General features: G+C 46.2%; 19 protein-coding genes and 1 pseudogene. 10 read left to right on the top strand and 10 right to left on the bottom strand.

Annotation, left to right across the window (positions count from 1 at the left end):
- The first annotated feature begins 126 nt into the window (after positions 1 to 126).
- The 5 genes and pseudogenes from mdtM to EKN56_RS12165 all read left to right on the top strand — a co-directional run bounded on the left by mdtM (position 127) and on the right by EKN56_RS12165 (position 7,809).
- Positions 127 to 1,379 (top strand): annotated as a pseudogene (mdtM, locus tag EKN56_RS12145) (multidrug efflux MFS transporter MdtM).
- A gap of 212 nt (positions 1,380 to 1,591) precedes the next feature.
- Positions 1,592 to 2,776: an ROK family transcriptional regulator gene (locus EKN56_RS12150; protein ID WP_130592017.1), complete on the top strand. Its 1,185-nt coding sequence runs from the start codon at positions 1,592 to 1,594 to the stop codon at positions 2,774 to 2,776.
- A 39-nt stretch (positions 2,777 to 2,815) separates the two neighbouring features.
- Positions 2,816 to 4,087: a hypothetical protein gene (locus EKN56_RS12155; protein WP_130592018.1), complete on the top strand. Its 1,272-nt coding sequence runs from the start codon at positions 2,816 to 2,818 to the stop codon at positions 4,085 to 4,087.
- A gap of 32 nt (positions 4,088 to 4,119) precedes the next feature.
- Positions 4,120 to 5,289: an MFS transporter gene (locus tag EKN56_RS12160; protein WP_130592019.1), complete on the top strand. Its 1,170-nt coding sequence runs from the start codon at positions 4,120 to 4,122 to the stop codon at positions 5,287 to 5,289.
- A gap of 528 nt (positions 5,290 to 5,817) precedes the next feature.
- Entirely contained in the window at positions 5,818 to 7,809 is a 1,992-nt protein-coding gene (locus EKN56_RS12165; protein ID WP_130592020.1) for an O-linked N-acetylglucosamine transferase, SPINDLY family protein, read from the top strand.
- A gap of 62 nt (positions 7,810 to 7,871) precedes the next feature.
- On the opposite strand, the gene EKN56_RS12170 is transcribed toward EKN56_RS12165, so the two are convergent.
- Positions 7,872 to 8,756 (bottom strand): LysR substrate-binding domain-containing protein, encoded by an 885-nt coding sequence (locus EKN56_RS12170; RefSeq protein WP_130592021.1) that lies wholly within the window; start codon positions 8,754 to 8,756, stop codon positions 7,872 to 7,874.
- A 115-nt stretch (positions 8,757 to 8,871) separates the two neighbouring features.
- On the opposite strand from EKN56_RS12170, the gene EKN56_RS12175 reads away from it, so the two are divergent.
- The gene (locus tag EKN56_RS12175) at positions 8,872 to 9,447 is read left to right on the top strand and encodes a nuclear transport factor 2 family protein (RefSeq protein WP_130592022.1); all 576 of its coding nucleotides are present in this window, start codon (positions 8,872 to 8,874) and stop codon (positions 9,445 to 9,447) included.
- A gap of 49 nt (positions 9,448 to 9,496) precedes the next feature.
- Here EKN56_RS12175 and EKN56_RS12180 read toward each other — a convergent pair whose 3' ends face one another.
- Positions 9,497 to 10,231, bottom strand: a complete 735-nt coding sequence (locus EKN56_RS12180) for an SDR family oxidoreductase (RefSeq protein ID WP_130592023.1) — start codon at positions 10,229 to 10,231, stop codon at positions 9,497 to 9,499.
- A gap of 108 nt (positions 10,232 to 10,339) precedes the next feature.
- Here EKN56_RS12180 and EKN56_RS12185 point away from each other — a divergent pair, with 108 nt between their 5' ends.
- Positions 10,340 to 11,158, top strand: coding sequence for a LysR family transcriptional regulator (locus tag EKN56_RS12185; RefSeq protein ID WP_130592024.1), 819 nt, complete (start codon positions 10,340 to 10,342; stop codon positions 11,156 to 11,158).
- 176 nt (positions 11,159 to 11,334) lie between these two features.
- Here EKN56_RS12185 and EKN56_RS12190 read toward each other — a convergent pair whose 3' ends face one another.
- Positions 11,335 to 12,645, bottom strand: coding sequence for an anaerobic C4-dicarboxylate transporter family protein (locus tag EKN56_RS12190; protein ID WP_130592025.1), 1,311 nt, complete (start codon positions 12,643 to 12,645; stop codon positions 11,335 to 11,337).
- 593 nt (positions 12,646 to 13,238) lie between these two features.
- Here EKN56_RS12190 and mutS point away from each other — a divergent pair.
- On the top strand, positions 13,239 to 15,797 hold the full coding sequence (mutS, locus tag EKN56_RS12195; RefSeq protein WP_130592026.1) for a DNA mismatch repair protein MutS: 2,559 nt from the start codon (positions 13,239 to 13,241) through the stop codon (positions 15,795 to 15,797).
- A gap of 75 nt (positions 15,798 to 15,872) precedes the next feature.
- On the opposite strand, the gene EKN56_RS12200 is transcribed toward mutS, so the two are convergent.
- Together EKN56_RS12200 and EKN56_RS12205 are read right to left on the bottom strand one after the other, a co-directional pair.
- The gene (locus EKN56_RS12200; RefSeq protein WP_130592027.1) at positions 15,873 to 16,451 is read right to left on the bottom strand and encodes an MSMEG_1061 family FMN-dependent PPOX-type flavoprotein; all 579 of its coding nucleotides are present in this window, start codon (positions 16,449 to 16,451) and stop codon (positions 15,873 to 15,875) included.
- Positions 16,452 to 16,455: 4 nt separating this feature from the next.
- Positions 16,456 to 17,562: an ABC transporter substrate-binding protein gene (locus tag EKN56_RS12205; RefSeq protein WP_130592028.1), complete on the bottom strand. Its 1,107-nt coding sequence runs from the start codon at positions 17,560 to 17,562 to the stop codon at positions 16,456 to 16,458.
- 268 nt (positions 17,563 to 17,830) lie between these two features.
- On the opposite strand from EKN56_RS12205, the gene EKN56_RS21270 reads away from it, so the two are divergent.
- Positions 17,831 to 18,232 (top strand): TonB-dependent receptor plug domain-containing protein, encoded by a 402-nt coding sequence (locus EKN56_RS21270; protein ID WP_246019816.1) that lies wholly within the window; start codon positions 17,831 to 17,833, stop codon positions 18,230 to 18,232.
- A gap of 27 nt (positions 18,233 to 18,259) precedes the next feature.
- Entirely contained in the window at positions 18,260 to 19,972 is a 1,713-nt protein-coding gene (locus EKN56_RS12210) for a TonB-dependent siderophore receptor (RefSeq protein WP_260676958.1), read from the top strand.
- Positions 19,973 to 20,047: 75 nt separating this feature from the next.
- Here the strand turns inward: EKN56_RS12210 and EKN56_RS12215 are convergent, their stop codons facing one another.
- From EKN56_RS12215 to surE, 5 genes are all read right to left on the bottom strand, one after another.
- Entirely contained in the window at positions 20,048 to 21,427 is a 1,380-nt protein-coding gene (locus EKN56_RS12215; protein ID WP_130592029.1) for an ankyrin repeat domain-containing protein, read from the bottom strand.
- Positions 21,428 to 21,547: 120 nt separating this feature from the next.
- Entirely contained in the window at positions 21,548 to 22,537 is a 990-nt protein-coding gene (gene rpoS / locus EKN56_RS12220; RefSeq protein ID WP_130592030.1) for an RNA polymerase sigma factor RpoS, read from the bottom strand.
- Positions 22,538 to 22,594: 57 nt separating this feature from the next.
- A complete protein-coding gene (gene nlpD, locus EKN56_RS12225; RefSeq protein ID WP_130592031.1) occupies positions 22,595 to 23,746 on the bottom strand; it encodes a murein hydrolase activator NlpD in 1,152 nt (383 codons plus the stop codon).
- Between the two features lie 276 nt (positions 23,747 to 24,022).
- Positions 24,023 to 24,655, bottom strand: a complete 633-nt coding sequence (locus tag EKN56_RS12230; protein ID WP_130592032.1) for a protein-L-isoaspartate(D-aspartate) O-methyltransferase — start codon at positions 24,653 to 24,655, stop codon at positions 24,023 to 24,025.
- A 2-nt stretch (positions 24,656 to 24,657) separates the two neighbouring features.
- Positions 24,658 to 25,410, bottom strand: coding sequence for a 5'/3'-nucleotidase SurE (gene surE / locus EKN56_RS12235; RefSeq protein ID WP_130592033.1), 753 nt, complete (start codon positions 25,408 to 25,410; stop codon positions 24,658 to 24,660).
- Between the last annotated feature and the right edge of the window lie 51 nt (positions 25,411 to 25,461).

Below are 25,461 nucleotides of genomic sequence, written 5' to 3' on the forward strand. Positions count from 1 at the left end.
ATCTGCATCATTTCAAAATAGCAATCAGTGATAAGCACAATCAATAACGGAACGTTAAAGTGGCACCCCGTATCCGGAAAATCATAGATAAAAACAGCCGACCGGAAGTAAAGGAGCCCCTATTTTATGCAGTCGCTATTTCGTTTTTTTGCCCGCCACAGCACCACGCTGTTCTTTCCCATGGCGTTAATTCTGTACGATTTTACCGCCTATCTGAGCACGGATATGATTCAACCCGGTATCATTCATGTGGTACGGGATTTCAACGCTAATGTTAGCTTAGCGCCTGCATCGGTTAGCCTGTATATGGCTGGAGGTATGGCACTACAGTGGTTATTAGGCCCGTTATCCGATCGTATTGGCCGTCGGCCTGTGTTGATAACCGGTGCGCTGATTTTTACCCTCGCCTGTTTTGCCACTCTGTTCACCACCTCAATGGAGCAATATTTGCTGGCGCGTTCCATTCAAGGCACCAGCATCTGCTTTATTGCCACCGTTGGTTATGTGACGGTACAGGAGGCATTTGGTCAGACAAAAGCCATTAAACTGATGGCAATCATCACCTCCATTGTATTGATTGCACCGGTTATTGGTCCGCTGGTTGGAGCAGCCCTGATGCAATTCACTCACTGGAAAGTGCTGTTTGGCATGCTTGCCGTTATGGGATTGATAGCCTGGCTGGGATTACTGTTCAGTATGCCGGAAACTATCAAAAAGAGTGATCGGCCATTTAGTGCGGGTACCGTAGTTAATGATTTCAGGAACGTATTTCGCAATCGTATTTTTCTTACCGGCGTAACAACTATCTCATTAAGTTATATCCCCATGATGAGTTGGGTGGCGGTCTCTCCGGTGATCCTGATCGATGATGGTGGCCTCACGCCATCAGAGTTTGCCTGGATGCAAGTACCGGTATTTGGTGCAGTTATTCTGGCGAATATTGTGGTGGCAAAATTTGTCAAAGACCCCGGTTCACCCGCATTTATCTGGCGCGCGGTACCTTTTCAGCTGGCTGGACTTATCACCCTTATCGCCGGTAATTTACTGATGCCACACGTTTGGTTATGGTCTATTCTCGGTACCAGCCTTTATGCATTTGGTATCGGGCTTATCTTTCCAACCCTTTTTCGCCTCACGCTATTTTCTAACGACCTTCCCAAGGGTACGGTTTCCGCCTCGCTAAATATTGTGGTTCTCAGCACCTGTGCCGCCTCTATTGAAGTGGCCCGCTGGCTCTCTATTTTAATCTGGGGGGAAGAATCCCCTTTCATCTGCTGGCGCTTATCGCCGGAGTTATGGTGGTATGGTGTCTGGCGAAACTGCTAAGCCGTATTCAGGATCGCGACAGAATGCTTGCCATTAATATCGAAAATAACTAAACCTCATACTTAAAGTGAAATGCGGTCTTCGTGCCGCTATTTCACTCATTCATCAAAAAGTGTGCTGCACGCCACAAAAGTTCACAAAGCAAACCAATGGATCGATAAAACACTTTACAAGGTGTGATATTGGAGTCTATTTTATAAAAAAACACATATCAGCCTATTTTTTTACTTAATTAGTTTTGATTCAAAACTAATTGGAGATAACCATGAGCCCTAACGTACCGAATACCCTGAGACTGATGAATAAGTCTTTAGTACTCAATGTGATTCGCGAACATACTCCCCTTTCCCGGGCGCAAATCGCTAAAATCAGCGGTATTACTAAAGCGACTATCTCTGAGATTGTTACAGAGCTGCTGGATGAGAAAATCATCTATGAAAGTGGGATGACTGAAGGTGGTCTGGGCCGTAAAGGGGTAATGGTTAATTTTGATGCCAACCACGGTGTGGGGGTTGGTATCGATCTGGGTGGCACTAAAATATCCCTGTCTCTGTTTAATCTGAATGCTGAATTGCTGGCCACCGCACAAACTGAAACTTATAAAGTGGCTACCCGTGCTGAATTTTTACAGCACTTTAATCACGCTATTCGCCAATTCCTTAATAAACATGCAGTTAGTGCCGACAAACTTAAAGTGATTGGCATCGCTACACCGGGCATTGTTGATTATCACCACGGTATTGTGCTGGAAGGCTCCCCTAACCTGCCGGAATGGGAAAACATTCCTCTGGCCGATGAGGTTTCCGCCGTATTTAAGGTACCGGTGGTGCTGGAAAACGATATTCGTTCGGCTCTGATTGGTGAAATGTGGCGAGGCAAATGCCAGAAAGTTCATAGCGCCGCATTAATTGGCGTCGGTACCGGATTAGGCGCTGCCTTATTAATGGACGGAAAAATCATTCGTGGTGCAAACAATGCCGCCGGTGAGATCGGCTATATGATGTTTAGCCGGGAGCACCTTTCGCATAACTGGCGTAATAAAGGCTGCTTTGAAGTCCATGCCTCTGGTTCCGGTATCAGCCAACGCTATCAGGAACTCAGCGGTAAAACGCTGAGCGCTGAAGCGATAGCCAAACTGGCAAACCAGGGGGATACGCTGGCTGAGTCACTGTTCAGAGAACTGGCTGACTACTTAGCCATCGGCATCCTGAATATTGTTGCCATCGCCAACCCGGAAAAAATCATTCTGACCGGCGGTGTCACTCAGTCTGCCCCACAATTTCTGCCTTATATACAGGCCCATATTAATCAACATACGTTTTCACAAACCTTAATTCAGATAGAACAATCCGAACTGGGTACTCAGGCCCCACTCTACGGTATTGCCGTACTGGCATTGAATCAGGTTTATCCCTCAATTCAATTTATGTCTGATGCTCAGCTCAGTTAGCGCCAACTAAATAGACGATTATCAAGCGAGGATTTCACCATGTCAGGTATTCATCTCCACCCTCACGATATTCTTGATGAAGGCGTGGATAACATTGTTAGCCGTTTGGCAAAAATGGGTGATATTGATCATCTGTTTGTGGAAGTTAATACCATATTTGAACGTAACCCCTACCCGGTAGGTCATCTTCCCCATAATCCAATTCATCAGGTCGTCATGGGTACCGGCACTCTACATGCCAGATTGAATGATTATCAACAGGGTGCGCTGTATCAGCGGGTTGACCCTACTATTCTGGCGGGTCAGGACCCGTTAGCCATCATCAAACAACAAACTGATGGCACTGAGCTGAAAGTGATCCCTTGGGTCAATATCCTTAACGGTGATTTTGCCGGCGATCTGGCAAATAATCAGGTAATTGATTTTCAGGGCGACCCGGTTGAACACTGGTTGTGTCCTAATGCGCCGGACGTGATTGAACTGTGGAGAAAAACCTTCCACAGTCTGCAAAAAACATACGGTTATGATACCTATCTGATTGACCGTATTCGCTTTCCAGACTGGGCAGGGAAAACCGTTAGCCCACGCGGTCTGCTAACCTGCTTCTGCCCACACTGCCGAAAAAAGATGCAACAGCAGAATATTGATATCAATAACCTGATATTCACCATTAATCAGTTAGTGATTCTGCTCAAACAGCATGAATATGACGTCGTTGTCGATTACTTGCTGAATGATCCTTTGCTGAAACAGTGGCAACAATTCCGTCAACAAAGCATCAGTCACTTTGTCGAAAACCTGTTGCACGACGTTAATCAACATGATGGTTCGTTGAAGCTATGGCTCGACCTGTGGCCACCCGCTTACTCATGGATCCTCGGTCAGGATTATACCCAGCTCACCAAACTCTCTCCGGCATTAAAGCATTTCCCTTATCACAAACTGGGCGGCGGTGCGGATGTGCAGGGGCTGATTAATTTTCTGGCCAATACACCAGAGAAACAGGAAAAGGCCTTCTCGGCCTTCCTGCGATTATTCAATTTGCCTTACGACCTGAGCTATCAGCAGTTTAAGCAACATGGATTTCCTATCGCCTTCGTTAAGCAGCAAAACGATATTGTTCGTGAGCGCTCACAGCCCGGCACCTGGATTTTCAGCGGCATTCAAATGTGGAATATCGATGCCGACGGCCTGTTAGAAGCGGTGAAAGCGGCCAAAAACAGCGCCTGTGATGACCTGCTGTATTACTGCTATGGATGGGCAACCGACGATCTGTTTACCGCTATCGGTCAACAATCCACTAAACGTTAACACTTTCATCCTGACATCAGGGAGAACAAAACATGACTAATGCACAAAAATGGAAAGTGTTCTTTTTGTTGTTTACCACCATGTTTCTACTGGGTGGTATCCAAAACACCAAGGGCATCATTCTGGAGCAGGTCCATCACGACATCGGTTTAACCATGTCGCAGATAGGTACTTTAATTTCTACGTTTCAGTACGGTTTTCTTATCGCCAGCCTGCTTACCGGTTATTTCACCGATAAGAAAGGATTACGCTTTATGATGTTCATTGGTGCCAGCTGTATGGCCATTGGCCTGGTGGGCACCAGTATGGCATTTACCGTGATGCTGTTTCTTGGCTTCTATCTGGTTATCGGCCTGGGTATTGGCTCGATGCTGGTCTCTATCGTGACCGTCATCCCGACCTTCTATAAAGAGCGTGCTGGCATGATGTTCAACGTGGCAAATGCCATGTTCGGCGTTGGTATGATTGTCACTCCACTGGTGCTGAATATGATGTTCAGCCATAACATTTCATGGCGCATTTTCTATATTGCCGTGGCGGTTATTGTGGCGCTGATATTGCTGGTACTGACCACACTTCGGTTGGAAAAATCTGGCGGTATGGACATGAACGTTAAAGACTTCATGCAACTGCTGACGAATCCCCGTCTGATGTTAGTCATTGCCTACTTACTGTTTTACGTGGCAGCGGAAGTGGCTTTCCTTAACTTCTTCCCAATTTTTTACAGCTCTCTGGATATTGCTAACGCTACCGTCGCCGAAAAAACCGCTACCGGTGCCTATGTAATCGCCAGCTTCGCGGTGCTGTTTACCATAGGGCGATTTATCGGTGGATTTATTAATATGCGTCTGGGGGAGCGTAATACGCTGATTCTGTTCTCTGCCCTGTCGCTGATTACGCTGATTATCAGTCGTATGATGGTGTATGAGTGGATCTATGCCTTTATGGCCTTCGGTTTTGCTATGTCGGTTCTGTTCCCTACCGCTTCAGCAATTGGTACCCGTATGACCGATAAAAGCGGCAGCATGCTGGGACTAATTTATGTAGCATCAGGATTAGGCGGCGCCTTCGCCGGTTGGCTGGTCGGTATGCTGTCAGATACTTACGGCATTGCCTTCGGCTTTAATACCCTGATTGGCTTTGTTTGCGTATTCCTGGTGCTTTCCTGGTTTGTCAGAGAAGCACCGAATACCGCCAAATAGTCAAAGGGTTATAACAGTAAAATAATCAAGAAAACCTTAAGGGATGAGAAATATCTCGTCTCTTAAGGCAGCTAACAAACTTGATCAATCAGCAACTGTGCCTATTCCGTCCGTAAAAACGATATTGCTCATATCACCCTCGTACTCGGCCGGAAGACCATCTGTACTTAGCTAAGGAGCGCTCCGGGCATAGATTCCCTAGGGGCACTTCGGCAGCTAAAGCTGCTACGACCCCAACGGCAATCTCTCCCTCCGATTGGCTATGCTAAAACATAAAACTGAATCATATGACTTTGTCATCAATCTAAAGGAACGAGAAATATCTCGTCCTTTTTTATGCCGAAATTCTTTCCTCTTTAGCTCATCAAAATGACGAGTCCTTGCTTTATTGGTAAACTCAGACATTACTTATTAAAGGTAAATAGTTCTCCTATTAAGCAACCGGTTTCAGCACAGCTTCAAGTATGACGCGTAGGTTATGAAACAGATTAAATTCTGCTGTTCATATCGATAGCTCCAGGAGGGGCAATGAAGAGTAATCCACAAATTTTAAACCAAAAGTATCAGGAAGCCCTTGCACTGTATAACAAAAGTGAATACTTAAAGGCCGAGGGTATTCTGCGTCAATTAGTACAGCGGGCGCCAAGATCTTTCGATGCCATACATTTGCTTGGTGTTGTTTACTATCTGCTTAATCGACATAGCGAAGCAGAAACCTTCATTCGCAAAGCTGCCGTTATCAAACCAACGTCTGAATGTTATTTCAATCTTGGTTTGGTTTATCGGGAATTAAATAAAGAAGCGGAAGCCGAAACGGCCTTCGTTAAAGCCATAAAGCTGGATCCAAGACATGCCAAAGCAGCCAATAATCTTGGCAATATAGAACTTGGCAAAAAGAATTTCGTTAAAGCAGAACACTACTATAATCTCGCGATAACCAGCTCCCCTAAGTATGCCTTAGCCTATAAAAATCTGGGTCTCGTTCTCAGGGATACCAACCAGGAAGAAAAAGCTAAACAGGTACTACTGAAAGCCATTGAATTTGATCCTAATCTTGCTGAATCCTACTCAATTTTGGCTGGCATGTATGAGAAGGATGGCGAATTTCAATCCGCTATTGATATGTTCAAAAAGATTGGTAACTACTGTTCAGCACAGCGTGCTGCTCGCCGGGGTGCCTACTGGGATGGACTGGCGGAGTTGGACAAAACGGCATTAGACAGCTTAATCAACAGTAACGAATTCAATTTTTTTGAGCCATGGTCACTGTTAAACGTTTCCGGATTAACGCCAATTCAGCACCGGGATATTGGTAAAAAATTCGCTCAATTTAAGCTGAAATCGGCATTGCAACGTCCTCCTGTACCGCTGGCTGCGCCGTTACCTGCCGATAGTGTATTGAGAATTGGATATCTCTCATCTGATTTCTATAATCATGCCACCATGCATCTGATGTCTGGCATTCTGGAAAAGCATAATACGGATAACTTCCTTATTCGGCTCTACTCTTACTCTCCCCAAAGGAAAGACTCCTACACCGAACGTCTGAGTGCATTGAACATTGAAGTCATCGACCTCAGCAGCATGTCAGACCATGAAGCCGCTAAAACCATTGCTCAGGATAATTTACATATTCTGGTTGATTTAAAAGGCTTCACGCAAGGTACCCGATTGGAGATTACGGCATTACGCCCGGCTCCGGTTATTGTGAGTTGGTTAGGCTATCCCGGCTCGTTAGGGGAGCCAAAACTGGCAGATTACATCATTGGCGATCCGGTAGTGACTCCGGTCGAACATGCGGAACACTTTAGTGAGACGCTGGCATTAATGCCTCACTGTTATCAGCCCAATGATGACAAAAAGAAAATTGCCCCACGCCCAACCCGTGCGGAGCAAAATTTACCGGAAGATGCATTCGTTTTCTGTAGCTTTAACCAGATAATGAAATATACCCCGGAGACGTTCGCCCTTTGGTGCAAGCTGTTACATAACGTGCCAAACAGCGTCTTATGGTTACTTAGCAGTACATCGGTACCCGTGAATAACTTGCGCGCTGAAGCAGTAAAAAACGGTATTGATCCACAGCGCTTAATTTTTGCTGATAGCTTATCCGTAGATCAGCACCTTGGCCGTTTACAACTGGCAGATTTAGCGCTGGATACTTATCCGGTTGGCTCACATACTACCGCCAGCGATACCTTATGGGCCGGAGTGCCATTGGTTACTCGCCTTGGGCCGCTATTTGCCAGCCGGGTTGCTGCAAGTCTGGTTACCGCCGTAGGATTACCTGAGCTGGTGACTGAAACCGATGAAGAGTACTACCAGCTAGCACTTGCATTAGCCAATGATCCGGCACGAATTCAGCAGCTAAAAGAGAAACTGGCGGCCAATCGAACCACCTCACCGCTGTTTGATACCGAGCGCTTTACCCGCGATTTAGAGCGGTTGTATCGGGCTATATGGCGACAGCACAGTGAAGGCAATGCGAAACGGGATCCGATCGTTTTGCCGAGTGAATAGTTAATCTTTTGATATGAGAAAGCGCTCTTCGATATGGAGGGCGCAACACATTGTAATTAGGATCAAAAACCATCGAAACGTATCAAAATCAGAAAGGCTCGAACCGCCCCATTAGTCTCATTCGCACGGCTGAGCAACATCAAACTGGCGGAAAGCTCTGGTTCATTTAGCGCTCGGTAGATTAGCCCCGGAATGGCTATTTGTGCCAAGGGTTCTGGCACAAGCGCAACACCCAGTCCGGCAGCTGCCAGTGCCAGAACGCTGAGAGTAGAAGCCGAACGATGCGCCACATTCGGTTCCCGACCTGATAGCCGGCTTAATGTCCTGTAGAGCCGTTCATCTGCATCATGAGTATCGTAAAGAATCAACGGTTCTTCTGCCAGAATAGCCGCAGTCAGGTTACTTTCATTCACTAATGAATGATCCACAGACATCGCCACTACCCTGTCCCAGCGCCCTATCTGTTCACAAATCAATGTTGGAGCATGCATGGTGTTATGGTCCGGCGCGTAACCGATATCTATTTGTCCACTCATAATTGCGTCCACCTGAGCCTGTGGCGGCATTTCCCGGATAATCAATTCCACATCCGGATAGGTATGACGGAAAGCGCGTAAATCCTCCATCAACTTACCGCTGAAAACGGCATTTCCGGCGAAAGCTACCCGTACACAGCCGGTTTCACCTCTTAGTGAACGCTGTACTATTGATCTGGCGTGATCTGCCTGCGCTAAAGTACGTTGCGCTTCCACTTGCAGCAACTTCCCCGCCTCGGTCAACTCAACGCGCCGACTGGTCCGTGCAAACAACGGACCACCAAGCTCTTCTTCCAGGGCCCGTATCTGCATGCTTAATGCGGGCTGAACGATGTTCAGGCGCTCAGCGGCGCGGCCAAAATGGCCCTCTTCAGCAACCGCTAAAAAATAGCGCAAGTGGCGCAAATCCATATCTCTCACCTTTAATCAAAAAATATGATGAATCAGTCATATCTATATATTTGTCTTATTTTAATTTATTACTAAAGTAGATACCAATAACCCAATCTTTAAAGCGAGAACCACCATGGAAAATAATCTTGAAGACCGTACGCAAATCGCTGATTTAATTAACGGTTGGATACACCGGGATCTCGGACAGTGGGAACCATTACGTCATTTATTCCATCCTGATGGCATCATTGAGATCACCTGGTTCGAAGGTTTATTCAGCGAATTTGTGAACGGCTCTATGCGTATGGGAAAGTCAGATCTTCGGACGAAACACCTGATTGGTACACCTGACATCACCTTTAACGGTAATAAAGCCATTGTTGAAACCAATGCGGTGATTATTGGGGAAAACGTCAAACTCAATCTTGGCTGTAATGTACATAATCGCTTTTACGATTTGGCGGAAAAACGTCATGGTGTCTGGAAACTGCTCAAGCGCCAGAGCGTCTATGACATGGGAACATTTACGTTTCCATTAGGGCTGGTGGAAATCGATCAATCTTTGGCGGCCAAATACCCACGTGAGTATGCCGCACTGGCTTATCTTTTAGAAAAAAGCGGCTTTCCCGTCAACCGCGTATTCGCCACACGAGGAAGTGAACTGGAGCAAGCAATGAAAGCGCAAGGGCAAGCCTGGCTGAACGGGTAAAACGATTGTAATAAAACAGGGGAAATTCCCCTGTTTTAACCAACCTCTATTAAGCCCCCTGACGGGTCGCTGCCAGCACAATTTCACGAATACAGACATATTGCGGCTGAGAATAAGCAAAATCAATTGCGTTAGCCACATCTTCCGGGCTCAGTACTTTACCGCCCATATCCTGTTTCCAGGCCTGATAACCGGTTTTGATTTCATCACTGGTGGTATGACTCAACAACTCGGTTTCCACTGCGCCAGGGGCAATCACCACTACACGCACATTATGTGGTGACAGCTCTTCCCGCAGGTTTTCGGACATGCCGTGTACCGCAAACTTAGTCCCGACATAAACCACATGGTTAGGGAAAGTTTTACGACCAGCCACCGAGCTGATATTAATAATGGTTCCGGCTTTACGCGCCATCATCCCTTCTGTTACCGCATGAACACCGTTAAGCAAACCTTTCACGTTCACATCCAGCATCTGATCCCATTCATTTGGATTTTGCTGTTCAATATTGCCTAACAACATCACCCCGGCATTATTCACCAGCGCATCCACTGGCCCAAATTTCTGTTCTGCCTCTTTTACCGCAGTGGCAAATGCATTGCGATCGGTTACATCCACAGCACGACACAATGTGTTTGGCAAATTCAATGCAGTCATACGTTCAATACGACGAGCCAGCAGTAACAGCGCATGGCCTTTGGCAGACAACAATTTGGCCGTTGCCAAACCTATACCAGAGCTGGCGCCAGTAATCACAATTAAAGGCTTAGATGCAATACTCATTGGTCTTCTCCATAAATAAAAATGATGACTAATGTCATACCGCTACTTTAAATCCGGATGAATTTAGTTAAAAATGGTTTATTTCTTTCACCGTCATAAGAAATTCCTATGGATAAGCAACAACTCAAAGCTTTTATTTGCGTATTCGAAGAACGCAACATCACTCGCGCCGCTCAGCTATTAAGTCTGACACAGCCTGCGCTGTCCGCCACGATTAAGGCACTGGAAGACGATCTGGGAATACCGTTATTTATCCGTAAAACCCGCGGTGTGGACGTAACCGAAGATGCACGGGTGCTCTACCCTCATGCCCGGCGTATGATTAATGATATGGCTGCGCTGGCATCACGATTCCGCAAACGTCAGGATAAAACACCGCTGACCATCGGTATCGAACATGATATTGCCTCATCCCATCTGGTCACTTTGTTGGAAAAAGCGCGTACAACCATGCCCGATGTGCTGCTTACCCTTGATCCGGGCTGCACCGGAGATATCCGGCTTGGCTGTGAAAGTTTACGCTGTGAAGACGAACTGTTTATTCCGCTATTTGACGAAAATTATGAGCTGGTCTTCCCGGCTACGCATCCCCTTAATCAGGAATCCGCACTGACCATTGAACAGCTGCATGACCAGTCATGGGTGATGTTGCCAACTCACGATTCTCACCAGCGTTTTCTACCGTTTTACGGTGCTTCCGCCAGTACGCCAGCCGCCAATGCAGGAAACTTTATGCTGGCGTTGGACCTGGTAGAAGCGGACTTTGGCTTAACCATTGCCCCAAAACCGCTGATAGAGACTCGCTGTGATTTAGCTTCCCGCCCACTGCCCGGTCATCCACTCATGCGTCGGATAGGTATTTGTTATGCGGTACAGGCGCTGGAAAACCCGGCTATTGAACAGTTGTTGAAGGGGTTGAGTGTGTAGTGTGGGGTTACATTGTGAGCTAAATTCATAACACCATGAGCTTGTTCATAGTGTTTGTGGTATTACCTTCACCTTTAATTGTTGATAGAACGAATCCCAATCGGTTTTACCCAATTGGGATTTGTTTTAAACGCCTTTATTTTGCATATTCTTTCCGAATATTAATTTCTCTGGCTCTAACTACCAATAAATGTGTTAGCCAGAAAAAAACCGACGGGTAACGCAGCACCTACCCCACATAACCCTGGTAAAATAAAGGGATGGTTAACCAAATAGGAACCGTTCCAACGTTTACTCATATAAGAACCCGTGTCATCGGCAGCAATCGCATAAGCTGCCGTTGGATAAATATTCGTGATATACATCGCGCTCATCGCGACAAAAGCGCCGACGATAGTCGAGGCTTCAATGCCTAACGAAGCAGCAATTGGTATCAGCAAAGCTGCTGCTGCGCCGTGGCTGAACAATGCCGCACTGGTAATAAAAAACACCAACGCCAATAGCGCAGGATATTGCCTCAGAATTTCACCAGCCTGTTCTTTTATCTCAGGAATATAGGCCCCGATAATTGAACCGCTCAGCCAGGCGATACCAAGGATAACCACCAGCGACTCTGTGCCATCAGAAAACAGGCTAGCTTTTTTAATGCTTCTCAAACTCACATTACAGGTCACTACAATCAATAATGTGGTGACAAACATCGTAATAATAATAATGTCGCGCGAACCTATTTTATGACCAATTATTGGCTTAAAAATCAGCATGGTAACGATAAATACCACTGAGGCGAGAAACAAATAAACGGCGCGTTTCGCCAAATGGCTGTTAGGGAGTTCCTTTGAATCCTGAATGCCGACTTCAATTAATCCTTTTTCTTTTCTATCGATAAATATTGGATCGTTAAGTAATTCACCCCCCTGACGGCTGGCAACAAGCGCCGCTACGCAAATAGCGACAAATCCAGTCGGGACAATAACCAAAAGCACATCGCCGTAAGGAACACCCATTTTTTCAACAACAACATACATTGCCGCTGTCGCAGCTGAAATCGGTGATGCCGTGATGGCGATCTGACAGGAAACTACCGCCGCAGTTAACGGCTGACTTGGCCGTACGCCAATGGATTTAGCGACTTCTTGAATTACTTTCAAGACAGACAGCGTGGTATACGCAGTACCGGATAATACCGTCAGAACGAAAGTCGTTAATGGTGCAAGAAAGTTAATATAGCGAGGGTGATTACGTAATAATTTTTCTGCTACCTGAACCATAAACCTTAGTCCACCAGTGTTTTGCATCGCCGATAAAGCCAGAATAACGGAAAGAATAATCAAAATGACGTCAATCGGCATTTCACCGGGTTTTATACCGAATAAGAATACCGCTATCGCCATACCCAGCCCACCGGCAAGCCCAACGCCGATTCCGCCAAGCCTCGCTGCTAATATAATAATCCCTATTAACAATACAACATGAAGATACACCATGATCCACACCTCTTATCCGTAAATGAATTTTTTCGAAATCAAGCGTCTGGCTGCAGCAAACACGGAATAGCGTTATTGTGAATCAATGTTAACAGTCATAAATCGTGAATAAAATTAGCCATTCGTGATAGCAATAAACACAATTTGTGAATAATTACTGTCATCTGAAAACGTCAACGTTCTTTACGGTTATACGTCAGTAAACGAGTCATGACAGGCTGTTTTGTATAAGCGGAGCAGCATATGTTGGGGGTGCCATATTCAATGGCTGGATGATGGTCTGTATCAAGTGGAGACAGTTGGGTATGCCAGGCACTTATCTCGTTTCACATGATTTCAACTCTATACGCTTATTTTTTAAATAACCTGAGCCTTAGTCATTGCTATTACAAGTGAATTTTGCGGGAAGCTTCCAATTATTAGCTGTATGCGTTTGCTCATAACTGGGCTAGTATAGCGGCAGGAAATTTTTGACGTCGGTAGCCCACAAGAAACTCGTAGTCCTGTATTCTCACCTGCACTTTATGGGATTAAATGATTTTTAGTGAAACCATAATCGATATTAAATTCAATAGATTAAACAGACCAATCATATGAGTAATAGTGCAAATTTAGATTCCCACACTCCCATGATGCAACAGTATCTGAAGCTGAAAGCTCAGCACCCTCAGATTTTACTGTTCTATCGTATGGGGGACTTTTACGAGCTGTTTTATGATGATGCCAAGCGTGCCTCCCAGCTGTTAGATATTTCGCTGACCAAACGGGGAGCGTCTGCCGGTGAGCCAATTCCTATGGCGGGCGTACCTCATCATGCGGTAGAGAACTATCTGGCGAAGCTGGTGCAGTTGGGTGAGTCGGTTGCTATCTGTGAACAGATCGGCGATCCGGCCACCAGCAAAGGGCCGGTAGAACGTAAAGTGGTACGTATTGTTACTCCGGGCACCGTGAGTGATGAAGTACTGTTGCAGGAACGTCAGGATAATCTGTTAGCCGCTATCTGGCAGGAAGGCGCACAGTTTGGCTATGCCACGCTGGATATCAGCTCAGGGCGCTTTCAAGTTTCCGAACCCGTGGATAAAGAAACCATGGCAGCAGAAATTCAGCGCACCAACCCGGCTGAATTACTTTACCCGGAAGATTTTGCCTCCATGGAGCTTATCGACCTGCGCCATGGCCTGCGCCGTCGCCCGCTGTGGGAGTTTGAATTAGATACAGCTCGCCAGCAGCTTAATCTGCAGTTTGGTACCAAAGACTTGAATGGTTTTGGCGTAGAGAAATCAATACGCGCCCTGCGTGCGGCTGGTTGCCTGCTGCAGTATGTTAAAGATACTCAACGCACTTCTCTGCCTCATATTCGCGGCATTACGCTGGAACGCCAGCAGGATGGCATCATTCTTGATGCAGCTACTCGCCGCAATCTGGAACTGACAATCAATCTGTCAGGTGGTACAGAAAATACGCTGGCAGCTATTCTTGACCATGCAGTGACGCCAATGGGCAGCCGGATGCTTAAGCGTTGGATTCACGCACCTACGCGTAATATTGAATTACTGCGTAACCGTCAGTCGGCTATCAATGAATTACAAGGTTACTACACCGATATTCAACCTTACTTGCGTAATATTGGCGATTTAGAGCGTATTCTGGCCCGTCTGGCGCTGCGTACCGCCCGCCCACGCGATCTGGCTCGTATGCGCTATGCATTTCAACAATTGCCGGATATCCATCATGTTCTGGCACCGCTGGACTCCGGCTATATTCAGACGCTAAAAAATCAAATTAGCCAATTCGATGAGTTACAGGCATTGTTGGAACGCGCCATTATTGAATCACCTCCGGTATTAATCCGTGACGGTGGCGTCATTGCTCCCGGTTACCATGCCGAACTGGATGAATGGCGAGCTTTAGCCGATGGCGCAACTGATTACCTCGATCGTCTGGAGATTCGCGAGCGGGAAAAACTTGGGCTGGATACGCTAAAAGTTGGCTTTAATGCGGTTCACGGTTATTACATTCAGGTTAGCCGCGGTCAGAGTCATTTAGTACCAATTAATTACGTTCGTCGCCAGACACTAAAAAATGCAGAACGCTATATCATCCCTGAGCTCAAAGAGTACGAAGACAAAGTACTGACTTCTAAGGGCAAATCACTGGCCTTAGAAAAGAGCCTGTATGATGAACTGTTCGATCTGCTGTTACCGCACCTTGAAGTGCTACAACAGAGTGCTTCTGCGTTAGCCGAACTGGACGTGCTGTGTAACCTGTCTGAACGTGCTTATAGCCTTAACTACGTATGTCCACAGTTAACCGATAAACCGGGTATTTCTATTACCGGTGGCCGCCATCCGGTGGTTGAACAGGTGCTGAATGAGCCGTTTATTGCTAACCCGCTACAGTTATCACCACAGCGTAGAATGCTGATAGTTACAGGCCCCAATATGGGCGGTAAAAGCACCTATATGCGTCAGGCAGCATTGATTGTGTTGATGGCCCATATCGGCAGTTTTGTTCCCGCAGAGAGTGCCACCATTGGCCCGGTCGATCGTATCTTTACGCGTATTGGTGCCGCTGACGATCTGGCTTCTGGCCGTTCAACCTTTATGGTCGAAATGACAGAAACGGCTAATATTCTGCATAACGCAACGGAACAAAGCCTGATTCTGATGGATGAAATCGGTCGCGGTACCTCTACTTACGATGGCCTTTCGCTGGCATGGAGTTGTGCTGAAAATCTGGCCAATAAAATTAAAGCCATGACGCTGTTTGCCACCCATTATTTTGAACTGACTACCCTGCCTGAACGAATGGAAGGGGTGGAAAACGTTCATCTGGATGCGGTTGAACATGGCGACACCATCGCCTTTATGCACAGCGTACAGCCTGGCGCCGCCAGTAAAAGCTATGGCCTGGCGGTTGCCGCGCTGGCAGGTGTTCCGAAAGATGTGATTAAACGTGCCAGACAAAAACTGAAAGAACTGGAGTCGCTGTCAATTAACGCGGCCAACAGCACCGCGGAAGGCTCACAAATGGCGCTGATTACCGTTGAAGAAACATCACCGGCGGTAGAAGCACTGGAAAATCTGGATCCGGATACCCTGTCGCCTAAACAAGCGCTGGAATGGATCTACCGGTTAAAAGATCTGGTCTGATTCTTCCCTTCCTGAACGTAAAAGCCGGGCAATGTTTTCATTGCCCGGCTTTTTTATCACCACCAATATCACTATTTACTTCACCGTCTCACGCCCTGTATGAAACTGTATAATCTCATCAAGCGTCGGTGCTTTATCCTTATTGGTTTGGCTTTCGCTATCCCACAATTTCGCCAGACTAATAGCCTGACCGCAGTGAATAAACGCCTCTTCGATATTAACCACAATCACACACTTCACTTTTTTACCGGTGTCAGTGAAAAACTCACACAGCGAAGGATCGATAGAGATGGTTGCTTTACCATTCACGCGGAACGTTTCGTTATAACCCGGAACTAAAAAGGTTAAGCCAACCTGCGGGTTCTCAATAATATTCTGCAGCCCATCTAACCGATTATTACCTGCATAGTCAGGGATTAGCAGCGTCTTCTCCCCTACCGTTTTGACAAAGCCCGGATATCCTCCTTTCGGAGAAGCATCCACACCATTTTTACCCACGGTCGCCAGCACAAAAAACGGAGACATGGCGATCAGTTTCTGACCATAAGGTGCCAGAAAATCAATCTGCTTTTTCACTACGATTTCATGTGGCATCTCGTAGTATTCACGCAGTTGCTGTTGAGAAGAGACTACGTGTTCAGGTTTTATATACATAATACTATCTCTGCAAAGTAAGCCAGTAAGTTCCGGTCAACTTCACGGGAAGAAACCGTTGATTCATTTCATCCATAGTCTGCTGAGGGTCGATATCCTGATACAGTTCAGGCTGGATCCATTTCGCCATGACTTCAGCACCCACAACATTAAATGGTGAGCCAGAAAAGTAATTCCAGAAGCCATAAACCCGGCCGTTTTTAACCGCATCAAAGGTATTAATCCCTTTCTGCTCTACCAGGGCTTTTAACTGACGCTGGCTCAATGCCATATCGACACTGGTACCCAGCGGCAGCGCTTTCTGTGGATCGACGCCAGAATGCCCGGTGGCAATATAGACCTGCGGATTTTTCTGGATTAGATACTCAAGGCTCAGTAACCCGCCATTAGCCGTTGGAAATTTATCGGCACCAACGTTCTCACCTTTAAACAGTGAAATATATTCACCAAGCCCACCGGAACCACTGCTCCAGCAGCATTCCCATACGCCAGGATAAGCATGAAGCAATACCCGTGGATGCTGTAATTTAGGGCTATCAAGACGGGAGGTTAATTTATCCATATGGCTTTGATAGAAGGTTATTAATTCCTCAGCCTTCGCTTCACGGTCTAACACCTGCCCCAGTATACGTATAGAAGGAACAGTATTTTTTAACGGTGACTGATAGTAATCAATAAACACCACCGGAATTTTGCTTTTATTCAGCAACGCGATCAAAGCTTGTGAACGTGGAGCCTGCCATGCCTCAAAAATCACCAAATCCGGAGACAAAGACAAAATCGTTTCCAGAGACAGCTCATCACCGCTGCCGCTGCCAATCGTCTTCAGCGAAGAAAGTTTAGGAAACGTTTTCTGATAAAGTTGGTAAGTAGCAATATCAAATTTCTTTAATTCACTTCCCCAGCCAACCAAAAATGACGTTGGATCTTCATGGGCAAATGACAAAGCAACAAAGCTATAGCCTGATGCTAAAACCACCCGTTGTGGTTTTTGATTGATAACCACCTGATTACCTAAAACATCGGTGACCGTTTTTGGCCACTCCGCTGCGCTGGTCGTTGAAATACTGAAAATCAGCACTAACACCAGCTTTAACAAGCTTTTGCTCATCGAATTCTAAAACCCTTTTTATATCAAAAGTGAAAACGGTTGATACCCTAACCCATTTGAAACCGGCAGATCATACCACCGCTGGTAACTATAGCTCAGAAATAATGATAACTATTCGCAATATATTGAGTTCATACGCGTTATATCACGGGATGAAAACTATTCATCAAGCTTCTTGTGGTTTCAATTGACATAAACATACAAAAGAAAAGAGAATACGCATGATAAGTATTCTCATTTTAGAAACATTCATCAGGATGCCACATCTATGAACAACCCGGTTGCACCGAATAGCCTGGCTTACAAGCCATTGGCTTATGCTATTTTACTTAGTTTTGCCGCAGTTTCTCCAGCGATGGCCGAAGAAACCACCAATAATAAAGATGCCAACAGCGACGAAACCCTTATCGTTACCGGTAGTAACACCGCGATGAAAATGGATACCCCCGCGGCTGAAACGCCAAGATCGGTATCAGAAGTCACAGAACAAGATATTAAAGACCGTAGCGCAAAAAAAATTGATGAAGCCTTACGCTATAGCGCAGGTATCCAAACCGGTCAGTATGGCGCGGATAACCGCACAGATTGGTTAATTATTCGGGGCTTCGAATGGGCTCCTTATCAAAATGGCCTGGCGAGTATCTACAATGAAGCGGGATTCTACTCCTAGCATCAGGAAACATACGGTATAGAGCGCATAGATGCCCTTAAAGGCCCGGCCTCAATGCTGTATGGTCAAAATCCACCGGGCGGTTTGGTAAATATCATCACCAAACATCCTACCCGTTTAAAGCAGGGTGAAATTGACGTTGCCTATGGTTCAGACGATTACCGTCACTTCGGCATCGATACTTCAGGCCCCGTCAACGACGAAGGTAACGTACTTTATCGTTTTGTCGGCTTTGCCAAGAAAGATAATGGCCCGGTAGACGACGCATCCAGCGAGCGTTACTACTTCGCGCCAAGCATGTCGATTGATTTTAACGATAAAACTAGCCTGACTCTGCTTACCAGCTACATGAAAGATAACACCAACCCAACGAGTGGCTTTAAGCTGCCATATGGTACGCTGCACAGCACGCCGTTCGGTAAGGTGGATAAAGACACCAGTTTTGGCGAGCCGGGCTACAGCACAGGCGACTCAGAGCAGTTCAACATTAGCTATGAGCTGAGCCATATGTTCAATGATACCTGGACATTTAAGCAAAACGGTTCTTACAGCTATCTTAACCTGCTGTTACGTAACGTTTACGGCTCCTATATGCTTGATGATCGTAACGTTCAACGCGGCCTGACCTATCGCGACGGTAGTGCTCAAAACTATGCTATCGACAACCGGTTAGTGGGTAACTGGACATCAGATCGTTTTGAAAATACCTTGCTGCTGGGTACTGACTACTCAACCATTAACTCACGCGGTACCGATGGTAACATTTATAGTTTCGGCAGCCCGCTGGATGTTTTTAATCCGGTTTACGGTAACTATACGCCTGCTACCGACGACGAATTATTTGGTCACCACACCAAACGCTTCCAGACAGGTCTATATGTTCAAAACCAGCTGAAGTTTGATGATAAGTGGCTATTACTGCTTGGCGGTCGTTATGATAAAGCGCGTTCCAGCGATATCATCTCAAACGCTGGCGCAAACAGTAATACGGTCGATAGCCGCATCGATATGGATGACCATAAGTACACCAAAAGTGCGGGTTTGATGTATCTGTCTGATAATGGTCTGAATCCGTACATCAGCTACTCAGAATCTTTCCAACCGCTGTCCGGACGTGATGGCAGAAACAAGCCTTATGAACCGCAAACGGGACAACAAACCGAAATCGGTGTTAAGTATGTACCGGCAGGTTTCAATGGCTACTTTAATGCGGCCGCGTTTGAAATGTATCAAAAGAACATTTTGACGACCTCAAACGACCCGACCATTAACTATGCTCAGGTCCAAACCGGAATGGCGCGTTCTCGTGGTCTGGAACTGGAAGCCGTGGGTTATGTCACCGATTCCCTTCAGCTTCACGCCAACTATACGTTAAACCGTGTAGAAACCATTCGTTCTGGCGATAGTGATGAAATTGGTAATCGCCTGCCATTAACGCCGCTGCATATGGCTTCCCTGTGGGCAAATTACTCCTTTAATGGAAAACTTGAAGGATTAACCATAGGTTCAGGCGTTCGCTATATTGGCAGTACTTACGGCGATAAGACCAACGATAAAGATCTGAAAGTTCCGGCTTACACGCTGTGGGATGCCATGGTTCGCTATGACATCAATAAAGAGTGGCAAGTACAGGTTAACGCCAGCAACCTGACGGATACCAATTACGTGAGTGGCTGTAACTACTGGTGTTACTACGGTGAAGGTCGTAACGTTACCGCTAAAGTTAACTACCACTGGTAATTACTGAGATTTATAAATGCAAAAATGGCCCTGCTTTTGAATCAGGGCCATTTTTTATTCGGTTGGTATCAGCTATCAAGGGGTTCCAACTGGTTCACATTTCGCTCTCGACTCAATAATCTGGCATTCGACTGCTATCCCATAATAATTCGACTTCATGGAAGGACCACCATCAGCCGGGGAAATTTCCGGTGCAAATGTCTTTAAGTAATTAACCAATACCACATCATCAAAATTGGCACAGCTTTCAACCTCTTTAACGAATGTATTTATCTTTATGCTGTCTACCACTGAGCCAACAACTCGCTCTGAAATGTATTTAGTGAGAAAACCATCAAATAGCTTATCCGTGCACTCTTGAATGTCTGTTTCTGCCATTCTGACTTCCTGCCCACGGATAACCGCACCTTGCTTAATTAACCTGTCACGAATGCTGCCTTGACTCCTGCCCAGCGCAGAAACACCGAGATGATCTTTGAGGTTAATATCAGCCCCTAATCGTATCAGTGTCTCCACATTTTCAGGCTTTTTAGCCTCTACCGCTGACATTAACGCGGTTTTGCCACGAGGAGTCTGATAGTTAATTTCAGCTCCATGTTTAACTAATAATTCAATAAGACCGGGAGTGGCATCACGAACCGCGACAAATAATGGCGGCTCTCCGCCTTTATCGGTGCTATTAACGTTAGCCCCATGTGAAATAAGCAATCTGGCGTAATCGATATTGTGATTATAAAAAGAATGAATTAGCGGGGTTGTACCATATCCGGTAGGTGCATTGACATCAGCTCCGGCATTAATCAGGAGCGTCATAATATTGGTGTCATATTCCCGGGTAATGACATAATCCAGTGCGGTACTGCCTTCATGATCTTTGGTATCAACTTTAGCTTTGGCATCAAGCAGAACCTTAACTGCGTTAATATCCGGCTTTGGATATAGACTATAGTTATCGTCGGATACCATCGTTTCACTCTCATTCGACAATGGCTTAGTTCGCAGGCTTTCGATAGTTTTACGATCTTCTAAAATAGCGTTATGGCTTCCAAGCGCCATCATCAATGGCGTACTGCCATCAGAACCCTGAAGATTTACATCACTTTTAGCTGCAATCAACATCTTAAGCAGCTCGGGTTTATTCTCTACGCCAATCCCCAGCATCAGTGCCGTTATCCCTGAAGCCGTTTTTTGATGTGGGTTAGCTTTGTGGTCTAACAGCAGTTTCACTACATCCTCTCGTCTCTCCTGAGCCGCTATCATTAAGCAGCTAATACCTTGTGGTGAAACGCTGTTGATTTTAATCCCCTGGTCTATGGCAGCTGAAATTTCACTCAGTTGTCCGTTCTGACAAAGCGTTAAAAAATCATGTGTTTGTTGAGAGGTCTGTTGATCATCGCAACCACTGAGCAGCAATAATCCGATTGATAGGCAGAAAAGACGAACACGATTCAACATATAAGCACCCTATCCATGGCATAACTTGTCTGAAGGGAATTAATATTTGTCAGTCTAACTGATTCAGATAAAAAAACACCCGCGTATCAACGCAGGTGCTTTTTCGAGATTTAGCAATGGTTATTCCTGAAACAGCGCCTCAATATTCAGCCCTTGTTTCACCAGGATTTCACGCAGTTGGCTCAGCCCTTCTACCTGAATTTGACGAACGCGTTCACGGGTTAACCCGATCTCTGCGCCGACATCTTCCAGAGTTGCCGCTTCATAACCTAACAGGCCGAAACGACGAGCTAATACTTCCCGCTGCTTTGGATTCAGTTCAAATAACCACTTAACAATGCTCTGCTTAATATCGTTATCCTGAGTGGTATATTCAGGATCATTGTTATTTTCATCCGGTAGGATATCTAACAATGCGCTATCTGATTCACCATTTAATGGTGAGTCCACAGAAGTCACACGCTCGTTAAGGCGTAGCATCCGACTAACATCACCCACTGATTTATCCAGTTGAAGCGCGATATCTTCCGCACGCGGCTCGTGATCCAGCTTTTGAGACAGCTCACGGGCAGTACGCAAATAGACATTCAGCTCTTTAACAATATGAATCGGCAAGCGGATAGTTCTGGTCTGATTCATGATGGCGCGTTCAATGGTTTGACGAATCCACCAAGTTGCATAAGTAGAAAAACGGAACCCTCTTTCAGGATCAAACTTTTCTACCGCACGAATAAGACCCAAATTGCCCTCTTCGATAAGATCAAGCAGAGCAAGGCCCCGATTGTTATATCGACGAGCAATTTTAACAACCAAACGCAGGTTACTTTCTATCATACGACTGCGGGCAGCGGCATCGCCACGTAATGCCCGCCGGGCAAAATAGACTTCTTCCTGCGCGGTTAATAAAGGTGAAAAACCAATTTCTCCGAGATACAGCTGTGTCGCATCCAGCACATGTTGAGTCACATCTTGTGAAAGCAGTATGTCATCCGTGGAGCTATCTTCTTCGACGATATCCAGTTGAGCTTTTTCGTCGAACTCCGTGGGTTCATTTTCATCGAATTCGGCATTTTCAGGCCATTCGTTGACTTTCAGCGTATTGGAACTCATTTTTGTTTTCCTACCTGTAAATTGCGACAATCAGGCAGGAAAACATCTCCTGCCCAGTTAACGCTGCGGCAAATGCTGCAGCGGGTTGACGGACTTGCCCTTATAGCGGATTTCGAAGTGCAATCTCACTGAGCTGGTGCCCGTACTACCCATTGTTGCTATTTTTTGACCTGCTTTGACTTCTTGTTGCTCAGCCACGAGCATTGAGTCATTGTGTGCGTACGCACTCAGATAGTCATCATTATGTTTGATAATGATTAAATTACCGTATCCACGTAGCGCATTGCCCGCATACACAACTCGCCCATCAGCGGCTGCCAGTACAGACTGACCACGCGATCCTGCAATATCGATCCCTTTATTACCCCCTTCAGAGGTAGAAAAGTTCTCGATCACCTTTCCTTCAGTCGGCCAACGCCAGCGAACATTTGAAGTACTGCTGCTACTTGCCGTTGCCGGAGTGGTTGCTGTACTGGTTGCTGCCGTTGTGGTTCCTGCCGCTGCTGTAGTCGGTAACGTTTTATCAACATTTTGTTTACTACTTGAGGCAGTGTACGCGCCTGAATTTGCAGAATCAACACCTGTTGCAGGATTTTGATTAGAAGTCACAGTTGAGACGGATGCCCCATTATTACTGGTTCCAGCCAATGTTCCGCCGGTATTGGTGCCGCCGCTAACGTTTAAGGTCTGACCAGCTGATAGAGCATAAGGTTCTGAAATGTTATTTTTTTGTGCCAGTTCACGATAATCATTACCGGTAATCCAGGCAATATAGAATAAAGTATCTCCACGAGAGACGGTATAGGTTGGTCCCCCGTTGTAAGAACCTTTTGGAATATCTGAGTAGCTACGGTTATAAACAATACGATCGCCGGAAGTAGCAACCTGATTACTGGCCGCTTTATTCTGATTAAACGGATTGCCGCTACCCTGAGCAGATGCGTTTGCCGTTGATGTTGCCGGAGCCAGCTCTTGCCCTTCGGTATAAACGATATTTGGACGACTGGTATCCATCGCCATTGTCGTCGCTGACCCGGAGGTTTTTGCTGCTGTTGAAGTGGAGGCAGTGGAATAGGTTCCGCTGCTATTATTAATAGAAGTAATTGGAGCAGGTTTTGTTGGTTCACTACTACAACCAACCAGTAACATCGTTATCGCTGCGCCTATTGTTATACGCCGATATGTCATCATCGGGCTTCCTTTATTCATGCTTCCCCCACCGTGTAGCAGAATCAAAACTGATAATATCCATGATTACTCCGTTAATAGCGGAATAAACCTGCCATAAATATGGCGACTTAAAATTAGGTATATATGACGCTGCCGTTGCTGAAAAATCATCAGGATCGCGGCAGATAACGTCACGTTTATGCGACTTATACTACTAACAACTCTCTAATAAAGACAGATAGTTATAAATTGGATACTAAATTGATATCTAACGTCAAACAAGAATAGATAAATTTACCTATCTCTACATATGGTTCAGGCCAGTTCCCCTTTAACCATTGGAACAAAGCGCACCATCTCAATGGTATCCACCATTAGCTTATCGCCATAGCGTTGAACCAGTTGCAGCAACTGAGACTGACGTTGTTCCCCCACTGGCAGCACCAATCGACCACCGTCAGCCAGTTGTGTCATCAGGGATGGCGGAATTTCATCCGGTGCAGCGGTAACGATAATTGCATCAAAAGGCCCTCGAACCGGCCAGCCTTCCCAGCCATCACCGTGGCGGGTTGACACATTATGCAGGTCGAGCTGCTTCAGGCGACGCTTCGCCTGCCACTGCAAACTCTTAATCCGTTCAACGGAATAGACATGCTGTACCAGTTCGGCTAAAACCGCCGTCTGATAACCGGAACCTGTGCCAATCTCCAGCACTTTCGAATTCTCGGTCAACTTCAGCAATTCAGTCATTTTAGCCACCATATAGGGCTGAGAAATGGTCTGTCCGGCACCTATCGGTAATGCGGTATTGTCATAGGCCTGATGGGATAATGCCTCATCAATAAAAAGCTCGCGCGGAACGGATGCTATGGCCTGTAGAACCCGCTCATCGCGGATCCCCTGCCCGACAAGCTGTTTCAGCAATGTCTGCATACGTTTACTTGGCATTCTCAGGTAACCTTAGTTTGCAATAGCCATTGATTAATCACATCTTGTGCTGCATACGCGGTTAAATCAACCTGCAATGGCGTAATGGATACATATCCCTGTTCAACCGCGGCAAAATCGGTATCCGCACCCGCATCATCTTTCTCTCCCGGAGGTCCAATCCAGTAGATATCATGTCCTCGTGGATCCTGCTGACAGATAACTTTATCTGCCGGATGGCGCTTACCACAGCGCGTCACTTTAAATCCTTTGATATCACTTAAGGGAAGATCCGGTACGTTAACATTCAAAATACGATTAGTACGTAATGGCTCCTGCTCCAGCATATGCAATAGTTTACAGGTCATTATCGCCGCAGTTTCAAAGTGTTGGTTTCCCACCAGAGAAACCGCTAATGCCGGTAATCCTAAATGACGACCTTCCATTGCTGCAGCAACCGTACCGGAGTAAATAACGTCATCCCCGAGGTTTGCCCCTGCATTGATGCCGGATACCACAATATCCGGACGTGGCACCATCAGCGCATTCACGCCCAGATAGACACAATCGGTTGGCGTACCCCGCACAGAGATATCTCCCTGTGGCTGGGTATCAATACGCACAGGTAATTCCAGCGTTAAGGCATTAGAAGAGCCGCTGCAGTTACGATCCGGAGCAACGACTTGTACCTGAGCAAACTGCCGCAGATGTTCAGCCAGTATCTGAATGCCCGGCGCAGAAATGCCGTCGTCATTGCTCAGAAGTATTCTCATCATCAATGCTGCCTGCAGCCCTTAAACTCTGAATAAGTATGAATGATATTTATC

The sequence above is a fragment of the Limnobaculum zhutongyuii genome (assembly GCF_004295645.1).
Lineage (GTDB): Bacteria > Pseudomonadota > Gammaproteobacteria > Enterobacterales > Enterobacteriaceae > Limnobaculum > Limnobaculum zhutongyuii.